This is a genomic window from Epilithonimonas sp. (assembly GCF_056329745.1).
In genome coordinates, this window is sequence record NZ_JBWEYV010000018.1 from 63,284 (window position 1) to 81,684 (window position 18,401).

Below are 18,401 nucleotides of genomic sequence, written 5' to 3' on the forward strand. Positions count from 1 at the left end.
CTGAGATGAAAGACACACTTGATACTGCCGTAGACAATATGCCTGTAAAAGGCTTTTTGGATCTTAAAGGTCTGGAAATACCAACGGGCGATGATCTTATAAAAGCGATCCTTGATCTTAAAAAAGAAAAAAATGCCGTTATCCTGGCCCATTATTACCAGCCGGGTCCCATACAGGATATTGCCGATTTCCTTGGTGACTCCCTTCAGTTGGCGAGGCAGGCCAAAGATACCGATGCAGACATGATTGCTTTCTGTGGTGTCCACTTCATGGCAGAAGCCGCAAAAATACTGAACCCCAATAAGAAAGTGGTTTTGCCTGATACGCTGGCAGGCTGTTCCTTAGCAGATGGTTGCAGCGGAGAAGGCCTTAGAAAAATGCGTGAAAAACACCCTAATGCTTTGGTAGCCACTTACATCAACTGTAACGCAGAAACCAAGGCGGAAAGTGACATTATTGTGACCAGCTCCAATGCAGAAACTATTATAGAAGCCTTACCAAAAGACAGGCCTATCATTTTTGCACCGGACAAGAACCTGGGGCGTTACCTGAGCAAAAAAACGGGTCGGGAGATGATTCTTTGGGACGGCAGTTGTATTGTACACGAAGCTTTCTCTATGGAGCGTATCGCCAAACAACTAGCAGACCACCCCAATGCAAAACTCATTGCACATCCCGAGAGCGAAGCGCCTGTTTTGGAACTGGCACATTTTATAGGTTCCACCTCTGCCCTGCTCAACTATGTAGAAAAAGATGACTGTCAAGAGTTTATCATCGCTACAGAAGAGGGCATCCTACATGAGATGAAGAAGCGTGCGCCTCATAAAACGTTGATTCCCGCACTAGTATTTGACGAGAGCTGCAACTGCTCAGAGTGCTTTTACATGAAGCGAAATACGCTGGAAAAACTTTATCTGTGTATGAAATATGAACTTCCAGAAATCATTATTGATGAAGAGCTGAGACTCAAAGCCCTGAAACCTATAGAAGCCATGCTAGATCTTTCCAAGAGCATTAAATAGACATTTTTTAGTATCCAATAAAAAAGAGGCCGATTGACATAGACTGTTATTCGGCCTCTTTTGTTTATTATCCTTTATTTTTTGTTGCTTGACACCTGACGCAACCAAAACGCTGTGTAATGGGCAATGATAATAATCATCTTAATAAAATACTTTTTTATCTTTTATTTTAAAATTATTGCTAACTTTGTATCAGCAAAAGAGAAATAAATGTTTTCAAAAACTTGTGAGTACGCAATACGGGCGTTGATTTTTATCGCACAGAAATCAAAAGATGGCAGCAGGATTGGTATCAAGGATATTGCTGCAGGCATAGACTCACCAGAATATTTTATTGCAAAGATATTGCAAGACCTCAGCAGAAAAGGTTTTGTACAGTCGGCAAAGGGTCCCAATGGTGGTTTCTATATGGATGCAGAAAACCTGGATCTCTCAATTGCGGATATTGTTAGGGATATTGATGGTGACAAGCTTTTTGCAGGTTGTGGTTTAGGGCTTAAATTATGTTCAGAAGAACGCCCATGCCCTATTCATAATGATTTTAAAAAAATCAGAAACGACATAAAGGAGATGCTTGAGCAATCTAAAATTGAACACTTTGTGGAAGATCTTGATCTTAAAATTACATTTCTGACCCGTTAAAAAAATTTTACTATAATAAAAGACAAAAAAGTATTAAATAAAAACAAAAATAGTTTCATCATGAAAAAATCATTTATCATCTGTACTGCTCATCTTATTCTTTTCGGAATGATTGGTTGCAAACAGAATTCTTCTACTTCAGATTCTGGCTCTCAGAATACGGAGCTCATTAAAACCGACGGTACAACACAGCAAGAAAAACTGGTAGCTCCTCCCAATGTACCACCTCCAGTTGGCGATCGGGCCGCAAAAAAAGTAGTGGTTCATTTGGAAACTATAGAGAAAGTGGGACAACTTGCGGATGGTACCGAGTATAATTTTTGGACCTTTAATGGTTCGGTTCCCGGAAGTTTTATTCGTGCAAGAGTTGGGGATCAGATAGAGCTACACCTTAAAAACAATGAGAACAACACTTTCCCACATAATATCGACCTTCATGCGGTAAACGGTCCTGGTGGTGGAGCCGAAGCTACTTTTGTAGCACCTGGTAAAGAAGCGGTATTTACCTTTAAAGCTTTGAATCCCGGATTGTTTGTCTACCATTGTGCAACAGCGCCAGTGGGAATGCATATTGCCAACGGGATGTATGGTCTAATTCTTATTGAGCCAGAAGGAGGATTGCCCAAAGTGGATAAGGAATATTATATCATGCAGGGGGACTTCTATACCAAGGGAAAATTTGGGGATAAAGGCCTTCAGGAATTTGACATGGATAAAGCTATTGCAGAACGTCCGGAATATGTTGTTTTCAATGGGAATACAGCCTCATTGTTAGGTGATAAAGAATTGCAGGCCAAAACCGGCGAAACGGTACGCTTCTTTGTAGGTAATGGTGGACCAAATTTGACCTCGTCATTCCACGTCATCGGAGAAATATTTGATCGGGTCTACATGGAAGGTGGAAGCAAAATCAATGAGAACGTGCAAACTACCGTTATTCCTCCAGGAGGAGCCTCAATCGTGGAGTTCAAAGCCACTGTACCTGGCGAGTATGTGATTGTGGACCACGCCTTATTCCGTGCTTTTAACAAGGGTGCTCTGGGCAAAATAAAAATTACAGGCCCCGACAATCCAGGCGTATACAAAAAAGATAAATAGCTGACTAAACCTTAATAAGGATCTTTAATTATTATTATAATCTGGTCATAACTGGGGATTTTATTACTTACACAATGAAAATTTATAATCTACTCGGCCTCATTTTTTTCAGCATTGTTTCTTTTGGATGTATTTCAAAAACAGATTCAGGAGAGAAAAAACATGCAGATATTCAACCTTTAAGATTCATTTCCACAGATAAAAAAATGGTTGAGATACAAGGCGGAAGTTATAAAGCATTTATAGGGAAAGACTCGGGGAGAATTGTGAAAGTAGCTACCTTTTACATAGATGAGACACCGGTGACTAATGCAGAATTCCTGGTTTTTCTTAGAAAAAATCCCCAATGGACCAGAAGCAAAGTATTGAGATTATATGCGGACAGTACCTACCTCAAAGATTGGAACAACGATTTTGAAATCCCCAAAGGGCATCTTCCCAACGCACCGGTAACTAATGTCTCTTGGTTTGCGGCCGAAGCTTATGCAAAAAGTGCTGGTAAAAGGCTGCCAACAATTGATGAGTGGGAGTTTGTAGGTCTTGCCGATGAACATCGGAAAAACGCATCAGAAGATCCATCTTTTACAGACAGTATCTTGAAAGCTTATCAGGATAAATCACTCAAAAAAAGACAGGTGAAGCAAGGCCAGCCCAATTACTACGGCGTTTACGATATGTACGGTGCTGTTTGGGAATGGACTTATGATTTCAATTCGGTGATGATGAGCGGCGAATCCAGAAAGGACAATACCGCCAACGAGTCACTTTTTTGCGCAGGGGCTGCCGTAACATCTTCGGATTTAAGGAATTATGCTGCCTTTGTAAGATATGCGCTTCGCGGTAGTATAAAAGCGAATTACACACTTAATAATCTGGGATTCAGATGTGCTAAAAATAAATAAAATGAAAAATATATGTTATATAATTTTGGCTGTAGTGATGCTTTCCTGCAATCAGAAAAATCAAAAAATTAGCCCGGATTCTATTTACAATGTAGATTCCAGTTGGGAAACTCAGGATGGCAGCAAAATCAAACTGGCAGACTTACAAGGTAAGGTATTGGTAACAGCCATGATTTTTACATCTTGCAAAACGGCCTGCCCCAGGCTGACTGCCGAAATGCGGAACATCGCAAAAAAAGTGGGAGATACAGATCCCGAGGATATCCGCTATGTACTGATATCCATTGATCCCGACACCGATACGCCCGAGGTTATGAGCAATTATCTCAAATCTAATGGATTTTCTGGAAAAGAATGGCTTTTCCTAAGAAGCAGCGAAGAAAATACCCGAACGCTGGCCAACGTAATGGCTATCAAATATAAAAAAATAACACCGATAGAGTTTTCACACTCCAACATCATTAGTGTCTATTCCAAAAATGGTAAACTCGCTTTTCAAAAAGAAGGCTTGGATACCGGTGACGATGCTACAGCAGAAGAAATTAAAAATCAAATTAAACTTTAAATCCTATAGTAATGAAAAACGTAATTATGACAGCATTAGTACTGTCCATCACATTGGTTTCTTGTTCAGATAAAAAAGAAACAGAAGCGTCTCAGTCAGCAACAACGTCTAATACCGAAACTACTGCGGCACCTGCCATAGATAGCGCTGCATTGGCAGCCAGCAATGCCCAGTCCACGGCAGCACCACAGTCTAGCACAACTGCACAACCCGAAGGCCTTAAGCTGATAGAAGGGGCAGACTGCCTGTCCTGCCACAAGATGGATGCTAAACTGGTTGGCCCATCTTATCAGGATGTAGCCAAAAAATACACCGATGCAGATGTAGATCATCTGGCTCAAAAAGTAATTGACGGTGGCAAGGGCGTTTGGGGAGAAGTTCCAATGACACCACATGCCGGATTGACTAAGGATAATGCGAAACTGATGGTGAAATATATTCTTTCTCTCAAAAAAAGTTAAAAAAATTTATATTAATAAAAGATAAAAAGGTATTTAATTATGAATCTTAATACAGACCATATTGGCGACATTGTAGCGCAGGATTTTAGAACGGCTGCAATATTTAAAAAAAACGGAATTGATTTCTGCTGCAAAGGTGGCAGAACAATTGATGACGCCTGCGATTCCAAAAATATCGATGCAGCATCTATAAGGGAAGATATCAAAAACCTTCCAAAAAGTGATGGTTCTACAATAGATTTCACAAGCTGGCCACTGGACTTGCTGGCAGATTACGTGGAAAAAACACATCACCGCTACGTAGAGGAAAAAACGCCTGTTATACAGGCTTTTTTGGATAAACTTTGTAAGGTACACGGCGGCAGACATCCAGAACTGTTCCAGATCAAAGCGCTTTTTGATGAATCAGCCAAAGAACTGGGCGCGCACTTAAAAAAAGAAGAATTGATACTGTTTCCGTTTATCAGAAATATGGTGAAGGCCAAAGTAAGTGGCACTGCCATAGAGCAGCCTCATTTTGGGACGGTGCAAAATCCTGTGCATATGATGATGGACGAGCATTCCCAAGAAGGCGAACGATTTCGCCAGATTTCAAAACTGACTGATGGCTACAATCCTCCTGCAGACGCATGCAACACATACCGGGTAGCTTTTGCCATGCTAAAGGATTTTGAAGAAGATTTGCACCGCCATATCCATCTGGAAAATAATATTCTATTCCCAAAAGCAATTCGGTTAGAAAAAGAATTCTCAGTTTTTGAACATTAATTATTGATTATGACACCAAAAAAGTTATGGATATGGCTAGCAGCCGTTATTGTTGGGTCTTTTGCCATTCTCATCTTCTATGGCACGGAGATCTACCGCCAGGTACCTCCCATTCCGGATAAAGTCGTCACAACAGATGGTACCGTTGTGACGACCGGACAGGATATCAAAGACGGACAAAATGTCTGGCAGTCTATAGGCGGGCAAACCGTTGGAAGTATATGGGGGCATGGTGCCTACATCGCCCCAGACTGGAGCGCGGACTATCTCCACAGAGAATCTTTGCTGTTGTTGGATGAATTGGCTCAGAAAGACGGTAAAGTCTACACCAAACTGCCAGATGATGAGCAGGCCAAATATCAGATTTTACTAAAAAAAGAATTGCGAACCAATACATTTAACAAAGCTACTAATACCATAATTATTTCACCACAACGTGCAAAAGTTCAGGCAGAATTGGCTGAATACTACGCCAAAATTTTTATGAGTGGCAAAGAGATGGATGAACTGCGTGATCACTATGCAATTCCTAAAAACACGGTGAAAACACCAGACCGCATGGCGAAGATGAATGCCTTTTTTGCATGGACGGCCTGGGTTTGTATCACCAACCGTCCCGGAGACGATGTATCCTATACCAATAACTGGCCACACGACGAATTGGTAGGTAATGTACCACCCACATCACTTCATCTGTGGTCTGGTTTCAGTGTCCTCATGCTATTGGCGTGTGTTGGTTTGCTGGTGTTCTACCACGCCCGTAATAAGGAGGAGGAAATCAGCGAAGCGTTACCGCTGGAAGATCCGTTGAGGAATATGAAGCCTACACCATCGATGAAAGCAACCCTCAAATATATTTGGATTGTAGCACTTTTGATTCTTGTTCAGATGCTTGCCGGTGTAATTACAGCGCATTATGGTGTAGAAGGAAGTGCGTTTTACGGGTTACCTCTGGATCAGGTTCTGCCACAATCTGTATCTAGAAGCTGGCATGTACAGCTGGCTATTTTTTGGATAGCGACTTCTTGGCTGGCCACAGGACTTTATATCGCACCTGCAGTATCAGGTTACGAACCAAAATATCAAAAACTAGGTGTTAACATCCTTTTTGTTGCGCTACTTATTGTTGTCTTGGGTTCGCTTACTGGCCAATGGCTGGGCGTGATGCAGAAATTGGGCTACGTGGATAATTTCCTCTGGGGCCATTCGGGGTACGAATATGTAGAGCTGGGCCGGGTATGGCAGGTGTTACTTTTGGTAGGTCTTATTTTGTGGCTTGTTTTGATGGTAAGAGCTTTGTTACCAGCCCTCAGACGCAAAGACGGTGATCGCCATCTCTTGTTGCTTTTTACACTTTCTGCTGTAGCGATAGCCCTATTTTATGGTGCAGGCCTTATGTATGGCAGGCAAACACATATGGCCATTGCAGAGTACTGGAGATGGTGGGTAGTACACCTATGGGTAGAAGGTTTTTTTGAAGTTTTTGCGACCGTAGTAGCAGCATTTTTATTCACAAGGCTGGGATTATTGAAATTGAAATCAGCGACAAATGCCGTCCTATTTTCTACCATTGTGTTTTTGGCTGGCGGTATCGTGGGAACCTTCCACCACTTATACTTCAGTGCAACGCCCACCGCAGTATTGGCATTAGGTGCCACTTTCAGTGCGCTGGAGATTGTGCCGCTGGTACTCATTGGCTTTGAAGCCTACCAGAATTATCAAATTAGCAAATCTACCAAGTGGATCCAAGCTTACAAGTGGCCGATTTACTGCTTTATTGCCATGTGTTTTTGGAACTTTTTAGGCGCGGGCATATTTGGTTTTGCTATTAATCCACCTATTGCATTGTACTACATCCAGGGGCTTAATACCACGGCCGTACATGGTCATGCGGCATTATTTGGGGTGTATGGCATTTTGGGAATCGGCCTAATGCTGTTTATGCTGAGGGGGCTTTACCCTGATCGTCAATGGAATGACAAACTCATCGGTTGGGCATTTTGGCTCACCAATATTGGGTTGCTGGTAATGGTAACCATTAGTTTGTTGCCCATTGGTATTATGCAAGCTGCAGCTTCTATTAAAGAGGGGTACTGGTATGCACGTTCTGCAGAATTTATGCAAACGGACATCATGCATACGCTTCGCTGGTTAAGGGTTCCAGGCGATATTTTGCTCGCTGTAGGAGAATTATTGCTGGTCATCTTTATCATAGGCCTCAAAACCGGTTGGTCTTTGAAAGAGAAAAGATAATCGATCTTAAAATCAAAAGAATTGCCGCTACCGGGCGGCAGTTCTTTTATAATTGAATATAATGAAAAGAAATAAGAATCTAATACCACTTTCCAGGGATCACCATTATGGACTTCTCTTTTGCTGGAAGATTCAGCAGGGTGTTGAAAAGGAGATTTCATATCACAGAATCCGTGATTACATCAGTTTTTTCTGGGATCATCATTTGGAAAAGCATTTTGCAACAGAAGATGAGGCACTCCCCGAATTAAAAAATGAAGCCCTTTATAGGCAGATGGAGAAAGAGCATCACGAGATCAGGAATTTGATTATAAAAATCAATGAATCTGAAGATCCGCAGCTCTTACTGGATTTTGCAAAGCTACTTCATGCCCATATCCGTTTCGAAGAACGTGTTCTTTTTCCGGATTATGAAGCAAATTTATCCCAATCTGAATTGGAGAAAATAGGAGCATCTCTTGCAAAAAATCCTAAAGAGGAAGAAGATTATCCCGATGAGTTTTGGAATCAATCATGACGCTCTAGGGCGATTTACAAAAGGTTTGCTATTGTTATGGGAAACTAATATTTAATCATCAAAATTTTAAAAAATATGAATGGACAAATTGCTCCTAAAAGAGGGGATTTACTTTACCTGGCCATGGGAACTTGCGCCGGACACAAAGTGGTAATGGGCGTAGGTTATACCCCGGAATATGCCAATAAAAAGGCAAAACAGTTTGAAGAGTCCAGTAATGGCATGGTGCTCTATCAGGATATTTCTGTGATAAAAACAGGTGATCTACAAAAATGCGACACCATCGCTAAAAAGTAAAAACAAAACACAGGGTCATGAAGAATATTGGAATATGGATCAGGATTAACCTTTTCAATTTTCTTGTGGTATCAATTTTAGGCGTAGTAATGCGGTATAATCTAGCCTTTTCTTTGCCCGGCATGGTGCAGATCTATTGGCAGGAGTCACATTCACACTTCGCATTTTATGGCTGGGTGACTTCCTCCATCTACCTATTCGTCGCACAATGGCTTAAGCAGGAAAATCCGGTAATCGCTACCAAACGTTACCAGGTTCTCATGCTTTGTAACCAGATCGCTTCCTACGGTATGCTAGTCACTTTCCTCTATCATGGCTATTATTGGTTATCCATCGTTTTCTCAGCTGTGGCTCTTTTTTGCAGTTTTACATACTTTGTTATGCTGCTAAGGGACACCAGGAACATTACCCATACTGCAGTAAAATGGTTACTGGCAGGCGCCTTTTTCGCCATTTGGTCTTCCATAGGTATAGCCGGGTTGGCCTGTTTTTCGTCTAGAAAGGATGAATTACAAGTGCTATATCGCGCTTCTACCTATTTCTATCTGCATTATCAGTACAATGGTTTTTTTATCTTCTCATGCATCGGAATATTATTGTTTACACTTAAACAACATGGTATTTACATTGCAGAGAAACAAAACAGGATCATTTTCAGCGGTTTGCTAATCAGCACATTTTTAGGGTATGGGTTATCCCTACTTTGGATAGAGGACATTAACCGTTGGTCTTTACTCTTTCTTGCGGTGGCTGCTCTACAACTGTACAGCGCCGGGAAACTTTTGTGGGTGCTAAAAGTACAATGGTCGGTCATTGCTAAACAATTTAGTAAAGTACAGTGTGTGATCTTAAAAATTGCGGGATTGGCATTGTTACTGAAGTCTGTATGTCAGTTTTTTTCAGCAATACCTGTTTTAGGTGCTTTTGCCTTCAGCAATATTAATATTATTATAGCTTATCTGCATCTTGTTTTATTGATGGGTATCAGTCTTTTCTTGATATGGAAAATGCTGGAGTATCAGAAAAAAAGAACAGCGCTACTCCACACCATTGCCATCTACAGTTTAGGCTCCGGCATTATTTTAAACGAAATAATTTTAGTAATATCAGGAGTGTGTTCTGCTTTGTTGGTGCCATTTTTATCAGGCGCTTACTTACTACTTTTGGCCTCCGTGGTCATTATGTTATCAATTGCTAGCACACTATTTTTTATGAGAAGCATATAAGGGCCTAAGAAATAATTAGTGGCAAACTTTACTAATCATAAGATCCAAGCATTAAGAAAAAATCTTCGTAAAGTACCAGCCCTGTCGGCAGCTATCATACAACAAGCCTTTCACCATCTGATGATTCTGTCTTTAAAACTCCTTTGTATATAACCATGCTGCTTTTTATTAAGATTCAGATTTTGATACATCATCATTACCGAACTTTTTAACCACCCAAGGAAGCGATAAACCTTGCCCTAAAATGGAAAACAACACCACTGCGATAGATAAAAAAATAATTTCATTACGCATAGGAAAAGGTGCTGTGCCATCTACTGTAACCGGCAAACCTATGGCAATGGCCAAAGAAACAATTCCCCGCATGCCGGACCAGGTAATAATAAAACTTGTTTTGGAATCGAATAATGCATCTTCGCTGATTTTTCGCCGCCCCCGAATCTTTTTAAAAGCCCTCTCCAGGTTAAACTGCTGCATATAGACTCTTATCAGCCGTATCCCCAGCGTTACAATGGTGATTATTGCAGCATATCCGATGTACAGTCCTATTTCATCGGGTTTCATTCTGTCCAATACCACAGGAAACTGAAGCCCTATCAATAAAAAAATGAAACCGTTAAGCAAAAAAATGATGATGTCCCAAAAATGTTTGGATTGGGTCTTGATACTCTCCGGAAATTTTTCACGGCTTAGCCTAGACATTCCCAAGCCCAAAACTACCACTGCAATAACGCCAGAAACATCAAAGTGTTCTGCAATAAGGTAGGTAACAAATGGCGTAAGTAAAGTAAGACTGATAACGACCATTTCGTTGGTTCTGAAAAACCGCAGTAACACACCTAATATCTTGGCAGTGATAAGGCCAATCAAAAATCCACCACCCATGACCAGTACAAATCCTCCGGCAGCCTTCCACCATACAAAGGCCATTCCCGAAACAGCCGCCACGGCAAAACGGTAAGCAACCAATGCCGAAGCATCGTTAATTAAACTTTCACCTTCTAGGATGGTAACCGTTTTGTTGGGCAGATCCAAACCTTTTGTAATACCAATGGCAGCCACCGCATCCGTTGCCGAAAGGATTGCACCTAACACAAAAGACAGTGGCCAACTCATACCTGGTATCATATAATGGACTACTGTGGCAATACCAGCAGTAGTGATAAATACAAGTCCAATAGCCAATGTACTGATGGTATTGACATTCGTTTTAAAATCTTTAAACGAGATATTAAACGCGGCATCATACAACAATGGTGGTAGAAAAAGAAGCATGATGATTTCAGGATTCAGTTCTACTGTAGGCATAGCTGGCACAAAACCTATGGAAATACCTACAATCAGTAGCACCACAGGAACAGAGATTTTGATCTTGTCCGCAATTCCCGATACGATAATCATCAGAGAAATAAAAATTAATACAACCGTATAGCTTTCCATATCTAACCACGTCTATATATTAGCTACAAATTTATTTAATTCTTGTTAATAGAAAATTGTAAAAATCAGTTATGGGCGACATATTTGAGATAAACTGCCCACAAACTCTTCGTCATCTTTTTAAATCTGAAATGAAAAACTAGTAAAATCAACTAAAATCTTAAGTTTTATCATGGGCACACATTGTATGCAATTCTACCTAAAAAACCAGCCTCTTCTGTTTGATAGAAGAGGCTGGTGTCATAAGGCTATTGCTAGATTAATAAGCTCTTAAGCAATATCTGTGGATTATTCCACAATAACCTTTCTGTTAACTTCTAGGCCAACACCTACCACTTTGATAATATAAACACCTTTCTCATAAGGCATGGCGATATTATCGATCTGGGAAAGGTTGGTTTCAATTGTTTTGACAAGCTGACCTGATAGGTTGAAAATCATAATTTGGTTAATCTTCTTAGAACTGTTGGTGAGCTTAATATTTACCAGATAATCTTTAATAAGCGTAGGATAAATCAAAATATCATTTTGGTTTTGATAAATACTGTTATCCGCAGTTGATAAATTGGGGCATAATTCCCCTATACCCGTTTGCGGTTGACCCCATATTGCCGTCACCCACTCTGGATGATCGATAAAGGGATTTCTGTTTTTTTGAGAGTTTCCGTCCCTTCCTACATAATTATAAACAAAATCATTCATATCCTTCTCTCTTTGAGAAACGGGATCCATTTGATTCCAGGCAAGAAGGATGTTTAGGAATTGATCACTCCAGAATTGATCCTGATTAAGGTCTGCACGCAACATATCATAAATCTGCACAGAGCTGTCCCAAGTAATGGTGCTATCTTTGCCCCAGCGTGTGGCAAAGTAGAGGTAAGATCTGGCAAAGTCACCTTTAAACTCATCAGTAGGCTCCCAAACACTACCTGTATATCGCATATTTCCTCCATTCACGGGTGTGATACCAGAATAGCACTTAAGATCTATGGCGCCCAGCCTTGTTCCATTGGCTGACTTGGAGTAAGGATCCTGATAAGTGGGATCAGAAGGAATGCCATATGGATTAGGAATAACTTTCCCAATGGGAAAATTACTGTGAGTAGAATTGGCAGACATATCGGTAGGCCAAACATAGAACAGATCATGGCCTATTGCAATTTGCGGAGCTGTATTGGTATTTCCTGGCGTGGTGGACCCTTCCGGCTTTGTCAACCTCCACAAAGATTTGGGGATAACATGCTCTCTGTTATAACAATTCCCTTCTCCACCCGAGCAACCATTAGCGCCACTACCCTGCTGATAACCATAATATTTACCATCAGCATTAGGCGGGTTAGACATGCCACCTTTGGGTCCAGAGATATCGCCATTATTGGCAGTAAACTCACCAGGATAACCCGGTATGTAGAGATGAACATCCGGCTTAGTGGATATTTCCTCATAAACGTCTAGGATGGTGCCATCTTTTTCATAATAATTATCAATAAACGGGTTGTTAACAGTTATACCGTTTATCACCAAATTCTTGGCGCAGTACGCCCCCCAAACCCCAGGGTTATTGGCGGTTTTGCAGGATCCCGAGCCATAACCTATTGACTGCATGTTGTATAATCCGCTACTATTATTATAGTTAGCATTTACAAGGTGTATAATACTGTGCAACGAGTCTTTCAAGGCATAGCCAGATAAACCGATAGCTTTGTCATAGTAATTGGACGGGAAAAGCTGAGCAAAAGAAAGTGTAGAAAATAATAATGACAAAAAATAGATAAACTTCTTAATCATGTAGAAATTGATTTAAATTAAAGTTGGCTAAATAATTACAAAAATTTTTGCAAAACTAATCTATTTATGCCCTAGCCGAGGTTAACATAATGTGAACAATTATAGAGAATATCCTGCAAGAATAAGCACTCTATAATCAAAGAAGTTTTAGATTTTGAAATTGATAAAACCATCAATTATATTGGTACACTTTACCGGAGAATCATCATAGAACTGCAATTGTGTTTCTGAGTGATTGAGAAAAATCTGAATAAAACTATTCGCTAAAATTGTAAGTCCTTTTAGAAAAAACCCCTACCATTTAATAATGGCAGGGGTTTCTTTGCTCTAAAACCAATATGAATGGTAATTAACGATAAAATTAGATTGGCTTACTGGCTTATAGGAAATGCCGTTATGATGTTTTCACCCCAAGATGATGAACCAACTGTGCTGATGGTTTTTTTGGGATCTGTGACCGAGGACGTTGAACTTCCTACCAAAAGGTAATAAGTCTTTGCGACGGCCGACGTATTTTTGATAATGACAGAACCCTGCGCTAAACCATACTTTTGGGCACCTGTTGACGGACCCAAAATATTACCACTGATAAACTTGGTAGACCCTACTAGGTCTTTTGTAAGTCCATCATCATTAGGAAAGGTCGCATCGCTGTCTGCAAAAGTAAAACGAACCCACATATAGTCGGCAGCATCTAGATTTACGCTGCCATTATATCTCAAAAGCTCTGTTACTTCCACCTTCCACGTACCTTGTGGCAACTTGATGGAAGAGTGGGTTGACTGCCAGGTTGCATTAGACTGAAAGGCGTAATCGCCCGCCCCTGGGCCCGAAGGTATAACCCCCATTACCGTTGTAAGACTTACCGGCTTCCAGGTTCCTACACCATCACTGTCTGATGTTAAAACAAGACTATTAAACTGGTTGCCATCTACAAGCTTAAACCCCGTAACCGGTGATGCCTGTGTTCCACCTGTATGGATTTCCAATTTCTGGCTGGGATTTATTGTTCCAATCCCTACTTGCCCACTATTGGTAATCACAAAATCATCCCCTTGTTCTTCCTCAGAAAAACTTGAACCGGATGTTGGATTATTCTTCTTTGCATCGACGTTGAAGACCCCTTGTGGGTTATTGGTGTTAACACCCACTTGGCCGTAGCTTATTGCACAGCTTGCTAGCAGACATGCACATAGTAAATTCTTATTCATATCAAATCTTTTTCACAATACAAATTTAATTTAAATATTATGCAAATCATACTTTTACCAAGCCTTTCAAGAAGGGCTTATAAAAATTATTGTTAACTTAAAAAAGCTATTCAGGAGTGCTTTTTTCTCACAAAACAAACCATTTCAACCCATTACACTATTATCTCACAATGAGCTTTAAACAATTTGCCTTTTATTTCCAAACTATATGAGTAGCCACGGTTGAATAAAATATATTGAAAAAGATGTAGCTGCTTCTACTCTTCATAATTACACTACAAAAATGTTCTAGCATCATTGTTACCCAAACGTAGCTTCCCAGTTAATCCTAAGCAAAGTTATAGAACAAGAACAGCTTTTACTGCTTGGTTTTTCATTTCTCTATGATACAAAGCTAAATTGAAGGAGCTGAAGCTAAAGAAGATTTGTATTATTATGTAAAATATACCACAAAAAAACCATTATAATTAGTAGAAGGTTATTTAATACTTTAGTTTGTGATTCAATTCAATTGGATTATTGTCTTGTAAAATACTATTTTGCATTTCCTTATTTTTTATAGCAATATCCACTGTATTACCTTTTGGGTCTGTAAATGTCACTGTTTTCCCCATTGCTATTTTTGACTTCACGTCGTATGGATCATTATAAAATGATTGAGCAAGGGTTTCATACTTTTTCCAATCAATTGTAATTGTTTTTTTACGTGCATCAAAAAGATTTCCGCCTTTTTTAACTTCTATCAAATTGAATGAATAGTCGTTGTTTGAATCTTGAATAGAAACAATCAACCCAGGCAAACCACAGAAGACATAAGGACCATCACCAAAAGGTAATTCTGTCGTAAACCAGGCAATCCAGTTTCTGCCTCCATAATTAGTTTCTGCTTTTTGAGCCTTATATTTTCCAATTACTTGTTGCTCAGAACTGATTTTCCAATTCAGCACCTCCTCAATAGGAAGAACATAATCTGTTCTCAAGTACGATATTATTTTTTCAATTTTTTTTTCATCCAGATTTTTTTTGACATAGAATTGGTTTTCAACACCCATTTTAAACATGACTCTTCCATTATTTAGTCTTGACGAATCCGCTTTCTTATCTTGTGATTCTCTAAATAGGGAGGTATTGTTTTTTAAATCCAAAATCATATGATCTGAATTAATGCCATCAGGATTTTGTGAATTTAGCTTGTATTTTGTCTCATAAATGAAACTGAAATTTTGCGAAAAGCAACATGTAGAAATTCCAAGAAAAATGATAATAAATCTCATTGTGACGCGTGTAGGTTTAAAATTTTTGACAACTCCCAAATATACTGAATCATCTATTAATTTCACCACCTTACTTCTGCCATTTGGCATTCGCTGCTCAAACAATCGTTCGCGTTCCGAAATCTTGGAAGTCGTATTGCGAAAATTTTTCGCTAATTTCTGCATAGAAATTTCGGTAGTTACCATAGTTCTATGTTAGCTGCAGGCAAAATTGTTTTTGTTTATGTAAATTCAATGAAATATGATATAACAATCATTATCGGAATTAGAAAAGCTAAGGAAACAGAAAAAATAAAGCCTGAATAAAATAATTTTTTTCGGAATTTTTCATCATTTTCCTTATTCAACTCTTTATCAACGACATTTCCTAAACTATAAAATAAATTAGCAAATAAAATCATGAATAAATATCCGATTCCTAGAAAAATAATTGTAAACAAGCTTATTTCAAATTCTGGATCATAAGGCATAATTAAAATATTACCAAAAAAAACGTATAAAATAAATGCAATAATTCCAGCAAATACAAATCCAATATTATAATATTTTCTTTTGTTTTCCCACCAATTTTTTCTATTTAAATCAATTGATTTCATAATATTCGCAATTTTGAATTTGCTTGCAGCTAACACCGAAATATACCCAAATTGCCCTCAATCCCCATCACACTTTTCTACATTATAAAAAAAACTTAGCACGCCGTAGGTGTGCCCCGTTAATAGCCCCTTGTGCCAACCGGGGATAAAAAGAACCACAAATCCAAAAGATTTTGTGCGAATTTTTGACAAAAAATCGTTACAAAATCCACCATCCCGGCCACATCATCCAAAAAAAAACCTCGCTTAAAACGGCTTAAACGAGGCGATACATTTTATTTTCCGCTGAAAATGGAGCTGTGCAATGGTTACCAATGTTATCTGCAGCCAGAATCGCAGTTTGTTATATATTTATATCTGATTCAATATCCATTTGTTGATGTAGAATTCTGATAATTTTTACTTTTTCCTCTCTTAAATTTATTTTATAAAAAATAAAATGCGATTTTACTCGAGATCTCAAATATCCTTTTCTTAGACAATTATAATCTGTTCCGGATTTTGGATTTGTTGAGATATATTCAATTTCATCCATTATTAAATCATAATAATAGTCAGCCTGTTCAATCGACCATTCTTCGAAAGTATAAAGCCAAATATTCTCTAAATCAATTTCTGCTTGTATACTTAATTTGTAATTCATTATTCAGCAGAATATTTTTGATGTAAGTTTTGTTTAAAAGATTCACGATTAAAACTGGTTGAGAATCCAGATTTTTCACCTTTTTTAAGTTCTTTTATTAATTCAGCTTTTTTAGTTTCTTCGTGTTCAAACATTCTCAATGCTGCTCGTACAACTTCGCTTGCAGAAGAATATTTTCCATTTTTTATTTGCGAATTGATAAAATTGTCGAAATAATCACCCAATAAAATCGAAGTATTTTTAGCCATAATTTTTCAATTTAATTACTAAATCAAATATACCAAGTTTTGGTATATTATCCAAGTTGCTTTTACGGAAAATTATCAAATCGGGTTGCAGATAACTGAAAAAGTACTGGCTCGGCGTGCAAAAATGAACCAAAGTCAAATTTCATCTAAACACAGCCAATATTTTTCCACAACCAAATTACTATTTCTTTTCATTAGAATTATACCTTCCCATAATCCCCACAAAAAAACACCACTCCGCAGGCCGTAGGCGTACCTGTTAAAAGCCTCCGGTGCCAACCGGGGGAGAAAAAAGAACCAAAAGACTTTGGCGCGTCTATTTGACCAAAAATCGTGACAAAATCCACCATCCCAGCCACGTTACTCCACAAAAAAACCTCGCTTAAAACGGCTTAAACGAGGCGATATATTTTATTATTCTCTGAAAATTGAAGTTGTGCAACGGTTACCAATGTTAGCTGTAGTTACTTTTTAACAGTTTGTAAATAACTTTCCGCGTTCATTACAGGTATCATTGAATTCTTAAAATCCTTTTCATTTCTTGTTATTATCAAATCGCAATTAGCTGAGATTGCACTATAATATTGCATTGCATCTTCAAAATCTTTAAAATCTGAGTTTATGGCTTTCTCTACCACTTCTTCGTCCATTACTGAAATTGAACAAAGCAATTTAAACTTTCTAATTTTCTCTAAAGCGATTTTTGCATTTTCATACTTTGCTAATACATAAAAAGTATTTCCAATTGATGTTGGAGATGTAAAAACTTTAATTTTCTTTTTGTCTGCTAAAGTCAAAACTTTGGCAACGGAATCGTAAAATTCGGCTCTTTCACCAAGAAAATCGAGTACAATATTCGTATCTAAAAAAATCTTTTGCATTTACTTATATTTTTCATCTAAATAATCCGAATATTTATCTCTCAATTCTTTCCAATCAACATCAATAGGAATGCTTTTTCCAGTTGCAATACTTTTTACAAATGGAGAAATTTCAAAATCATTGTCTTGTTCTTTAGTTAATGAATCTAGATAATTTTCAATTAATCTCGACAAACTTAATTTTTTATTGGAAGCATATTTTTTAGCTCGTTCAATAACACTTTCATTAAGTTTTAAAGTCAGCTTTGTATCCATAATAATATTTTATACGGACAAAAATACAAAATTTATACGGATTGTGAAATTAACGTTGAATTTTTCTGTAATTGCAGCTAACGGAAAAAGTATTGGCGAAGTGCGGGCGAAAATAAACGAAAAGTTCAGTTTCAACCAAACGAAGCAAATGCTTTTTCAATGAAATAAACTTACAAAAAAATACGGAATTGAAAAGCAGTTGCGTGAAAAAAATACCAAAAGTTCAACTTTGATTTAAGCCCCGCATTTTGCCAATACAATGTTGAACTAAACCTTCGGTAGCTTTCTCAGCGCCATATTTAGTTACTTTGTAA

At 38.5% G+C, this 18,401-nt stretch carries 20 protein-coding genes; 11 read left to right on the top strand and 9 right to left on the bottom strand.

Annotated elements, in window-relative coordinates; all coding sequences use genetic code 11:
- Positions 1 to 5 precede the first annotated feature (5 nt).
- From nadA to AC00Y6_RS12750, 11 genes are all read left to right on the top strand, one after another.
- Positions 6 to 1,022 (top strand): quinolinate synthase NadA, encoded by a 1,017-nt coding sequence (nadA, locus tag AC00Y6_RS12700; protein WP_474490986.1) that lies wholly within the window; start codon positions 6 to 8, stop codon positions 1,020 to 1,022.
- Between the two features lie 210 nt (positions 1,023 to 1,232).
- Positions 1,233 to 1,664 carry an RrF2 family transcriptional regulator gene (locus tag AC00Y6_RS12705; RefSeq protein ID WP_474490987.1) on the top strand — a complete coding sequence of 144 codons (432 nt, stop codon included), beginning with the start codon at positions 1,233 to 1,235 and terminating at the stop codon, positions 1,662 to 1,664.
- Between the two features lie 60 nt (positions 1,665 to 1,724).
- Entirely contained in the window at positions 1,725 to 2,762 is a 1,038-nt protein-coding gene (gene nirK / locus AC00Y6_RS12710; RefSeq protein WP_474490988.1) for a copper-containing nitrite reductase, read from the top strand.
- A 74-nt stretch (positions 2,763 to 2,836) separates the two neighbouring features.
- Positions 2,837 to 3,664, top strand: coding sequence for a formylglycine-generating enzyme family protein (locus tag AC00Y6_RS12715; RefSeq protein WP_474490989.1), 828 nt, complete (start codon positions 2,837 to 2,839; stop codon positions 3,662 to 3,664).
- Position 3,665: 1 nt separating this feature from the next.
- Positions 3,666 to 4,229, top strand: coding sequence for an SCO family protein (locus tag AC00Y6_RS12720; RefSeq protein ID WP_474490990.1), 564 nt, complete (start codon positions 3,666 to 3,668; stop codon positions 4,227 to 4,229).
- Positions 4,230 to 4,240: 11 nt separating this feature from the next.
- Positions 4,241 to 4,690, top strand: a complete 450-nt coding sequence (locus AC00Y6_RS12725; RefSeq protein WP_474490991.1) for a c-type cytochrome — start codon at positions 4,241 to 4,243, stop codon at positions 4,688 to 4,690.
- A 39-nt stretch (positions 4,691 to 4,729) separates the two neighbouring features.
- On the top strand, positions 4,730 to 5,458 hold the full coding sequence (gene ric, locus AC00Y6_RS12730; RefSeq protein ID WP_474490992.1) for an iron-sulfur cluster repair di-iron protein: 729 nt from the start codon (positions 4,730 to 4,732) through the stop codon (positions 5,456 to 5,458).
- A 9-nt stretch (positions 5,459 to 5,467) separates the two neighbouring features.
- Positions 5,468 to 7,711, top strand: coding sequence for a nitric-oxide reductase large subunit (locus AC00Y6_RS12735; protein WP_474490993.1), 2,244 nt, complete (start codon positions 5,468 to 5,470; stop codon positions 7,709 to 7,711).
- 61 nt (positions 7,712 to 7,772) lie between these two features.
- Positions 7,773 to 8,228 (top strand): hemerythrin domain-containing protein, encoded by a 456-nt coding sequence (locus AC00Y6_RS12740; RefSeq protein WP_474490994.1) that lies wholly within the window; start codon positions 7,773 to 7,775, stop codon positions 8,226 to 8,228.
- Between the two features lie 75 nt (positions 8,229 to 8,303).
- Positions 8,304 to 8,525: a hypothetical protein gene (locus tag AC00Y6_RS12745; RefSeq protein ID WP_474490995.1), complete on the top strand. Its 222-nt coding sequence runs from the start codon at positions 8,304 to 8,306 to the stop codon at positions 8,523 to 8,525.
- Positions 8,526 to 8,542: 17 nt separating this feature from the next.
- A complete protein-coding gene (locus AC00Y6_RS12750; protein ID WP_474490996.1) occupies positions 8,543 to 9,751 on the top strand; it encodes a hypothetical protein in 1,209 nt (402 codons plus the stop codon).
- Between the two features lie 168 nt (positions 9,752 to 9,919).
- Here the strand turns inward: AC00Y6_RS12750 and AC00Y6_RS12755 are convergent, their stop codons facing one another.
- The 9 genes from AC00Y6_RS12755 to AC00Y6_RS12795 all read right to left on the bottom strand — a co-directional run bounded on the left by AC00Y6_RS12755 (position 9,920) and on the right by AC00Y6_RS12795 (position 18,087).
- On the bottom strand, positions 9,920 to 11,191 hold the full coding sequence (locus tag AC00Y6_RS12755) for a Na+/H+ antiporter (protein WP_474490997.1): 1,272 nt from the start codon (positions 11,189 to 11,191) through the stop codon (positions 9,920 to 9,922).
- A gap of 288 nt (positions 11,192 to 11,479) precedes the next feature.
- A complete protein-coding gene (locus AC00Y6_RS12760) occupies positions 11,480 to 12,979 on the bottom strand; it encodes an endonuclease (RefSeq protein WP_474490998.1) in 1,500 nt (499 codons plus the stop codon).
- A gap of 371 nt (positions 12,980 to 13,350) precedes the next feature.
- Entirely contained in the window at positions 13,351 to 14,190 is an 840-nt protein-coding gene (locus AC00Y6_RS12765; RefSeq protein ID WP_474490999.1) for a hypothetical protein, read from the bottom strand.
- Positions 14,191 to 14,672: 482 nt separating this feature from the next.
- Entirely contained in the window at positions 14,673 to 15,650 is a 978-nt protein-coding gene (locus AC00Y6_RS12770; RefSeq protein ID WP_474491000.1) for a GLPGLI family protein, read from the bottom strand.
- Positions 15,651 to 15,685: 35 nt separating this feature from the next.
- Positions 15,686 to 16,060 (bottom strand): hypothetical protein, encoded by a 375-nt coding sequence (locus tag AC00Y6_RS12775; RefSeq protein ID WP_474491001.1) that lies wholly within the window; start codon positions 16,058 to 16,060, stop codon positions 15,686 to 15,688.
- Positions 16,061 to 16,403: 343 nt separating this feature from the next.
- Positions 16,404 to 16,703, bottom strand: a complete 300-nt coding sequence (locus AC00Y6_RS12780) for a type II toxin-antitoxin system RelE/ParE family toxin (protein WP_474491002.1) — start codon at positions 16,701 to 16,703, stop codon at positions 16,404 to 16,406.
- Complete coding sequence (locus tag AC00Y6_RS12785; protein ID WP_474491003.1) at positions 16,703 to 16,951, bottom strand: type II toxin-antitoxin system ParD family antitoxin; 249 nt, start codon at positions 16,949 to 16,951, stop codon at positions 16,703 to 16,705. Before AC00Y6_RS12785 ends, AC00Y6_RS12780 begins: the two co-directional genes overlap by 1 nt.
- 464 nt (positions 16,952 to 17,415) lie before the next feature.
- The gene (locus tag AC00Y6_RS12790) at positions 17,416 to 17,832 is read right to left on the bottom strand and encodes a type II toxin-antitoxin system VapC family toxin (protein WP_474491004.1); all 417 of its coding nucleotides are present in this window, start codon (positions 17,830 to 17,832) and stop codon (positions 17,416 to 17,418) included.
- Positions 17,833 to 18,087: a DUF6364 family protein gene (locus tag AC00Y6_RS12795; protein ID WP_474491005.1), complete on the bottom strand. Its 255-nt coding sequence runs from the start codon at positions 18,085 to 18,087 to the stop codon at positions 17,833 to 17,835.
- Positions 18,088 to 18,401 lie beyond the last annotated feature (314 nt).

What these genes read in the sequence shown, in the direction of transcription:
- nadA (WP_474490986.1), top strand. Translation starts at nt 6, where the DNA reads ATGAAAGACACACTTGATACTGCCGTAGACAATATGCCTGTAAAAGGC.
- AC00Y6_RS12705 (WP_474490987.1), top strand. Translation starts at nt 1,233, where the DNA reads ATGTTTTCAAAAACTTGTGAGTACGCAATACGGGCGTTGATTTTTATC.
- nirK (WP_474490988.1), top strand. Translation starts at nt 1,725, where the DNA reads ATGAAAAAATCATTTATCATCTGTACTGCTCATCTTATTCTTTTCGGA.
- AC00Y6_RS12715 (WP_474490989.1), top strand. Translation starts at nt 2,837, where the DNA reads ATGAAAATTTATAATCTACTCGGCCTCATTTTTTTCAGCATTGTTTCT.
- AC00Y6_RS12720 (WP_474490990.1), top strand. Translation starts at nt 3,666, where the DNA reads ATGAAAAATATATGTTATATAATTTTGGCTGTAGTGATGCTTTCCTGC.
- AC00Y6_RS12725 (WP_474490991.1), top strand. Translation starts at nt 4,241, where the DNA reads ATGAAAAACGTAATTATGACAGCATTAGTACTGTCCATCACATTGGTT.
- ric (WP_474490992.1), top strand. Translation starts at nt 4,730, where the DNA reads ATGAATCTTAATACAGACCATATTGGCGACATTGTAGCGCAGGATTTT.
- AC00Y6_RS12735 (WP_474490993.1), top strand. Translation starts at nt 5,468, where the DNA reads ATGACACCAAAAAAGTTATGGATATGGCTAGCAGCCGTTATTGTTGGG.
- AC00Y6_RS12740 (WP_474490994.1), top strand. Translation starts at nt 7,773, where the DNA reads ATGAAAAGAAATAAGAATCTAATACCACTTTCCAGGGATCACCATTAT.
- AC00Y6_RS12745 (WP_474490995.1), top strand. Translation starts at nt 8,304, where the DNA reads ATGAATGGACAAATTGCTCCTAAAAGAGGGGATTTACTTTACCTGGCC.
- AC00Y6_RS12750 (WP_474490996.1), top strand. Translation starts at nt 8,543, where the DNA reads ATGAAGAATATTGGAATATGGATCAGGATTAACCTTTTCAATTTTCTT.
- AC00Y6_RS12755 (WP_474490997.1), bottom strand. Translation starts at nt 11,191, where the DNA reads ATGGAAAGCTATACGGTTGTATTAATTTTTATTTCTCTGATGATTATC.
- AC00Y6_RS12760 (WP_474490998.1), bottom strand. Translation starts at nt 12,979, where the DNA reads ATGATTAAGAAGTTTATCTATTTTTTGTCATTATTATTTTCTACACTT.
- AC00Y6_RS12765 (WP_474490999.1), bottom strand. Translation starts at nt 14,190, where the DNA reads ATGAATAAGAATTTACTATGTGCATGTCTGCTAGCAAGCTGTGCAATA.
- AC00Y6_RS12770 (WP_474491000.1), bottom strand. Translation starts at nt 15,650, where the DNA reads ATGGTAACTACCGAAATTTCTATGCAGAAATTAGCGAAAAATTTTCGC.
- AC00Y6_RS12775 (WP_474491001.1), bottom strand. Translation starts at nt 16,060, where the DNA reads ATGAAATCAATTGATTTAAATAGAAAAAATTGGTGGGAAAACAAAAGA.
- AC00Y6_RS12780 (WP_474491002.1), bottom strand. Translation starts at nt 16,703, where the DNA reads ATGAATTACAAATTAAGTATACAAGCAGAAATTGATTTAGAGAATATT.
- AC00Y6_RS12785 (WP_474491003.1), bottom strand. Translation starts at nt 16,951, where the DNA reads ATGGCTAAAAATACTTCGATTTTATTGGGTGATTATTTCGACAATTTT.
- AC00Y6_RS12790 (WP_474491004.1), bottom strand. Translation starts at nt 17,832, where the DNA reads ATGCAAAAGATTTTTTTAGATACGAATATTGTACTCGATTTTCTTGGT.
- AC00Y6_RS12795 (WP_474491005.1), bottom strand. Translation starts at nt 18,087, where the DNA reads ATGGATACAAAGCTGACTTTAAAACTTAATGAAAGTGTTATTGAACGA.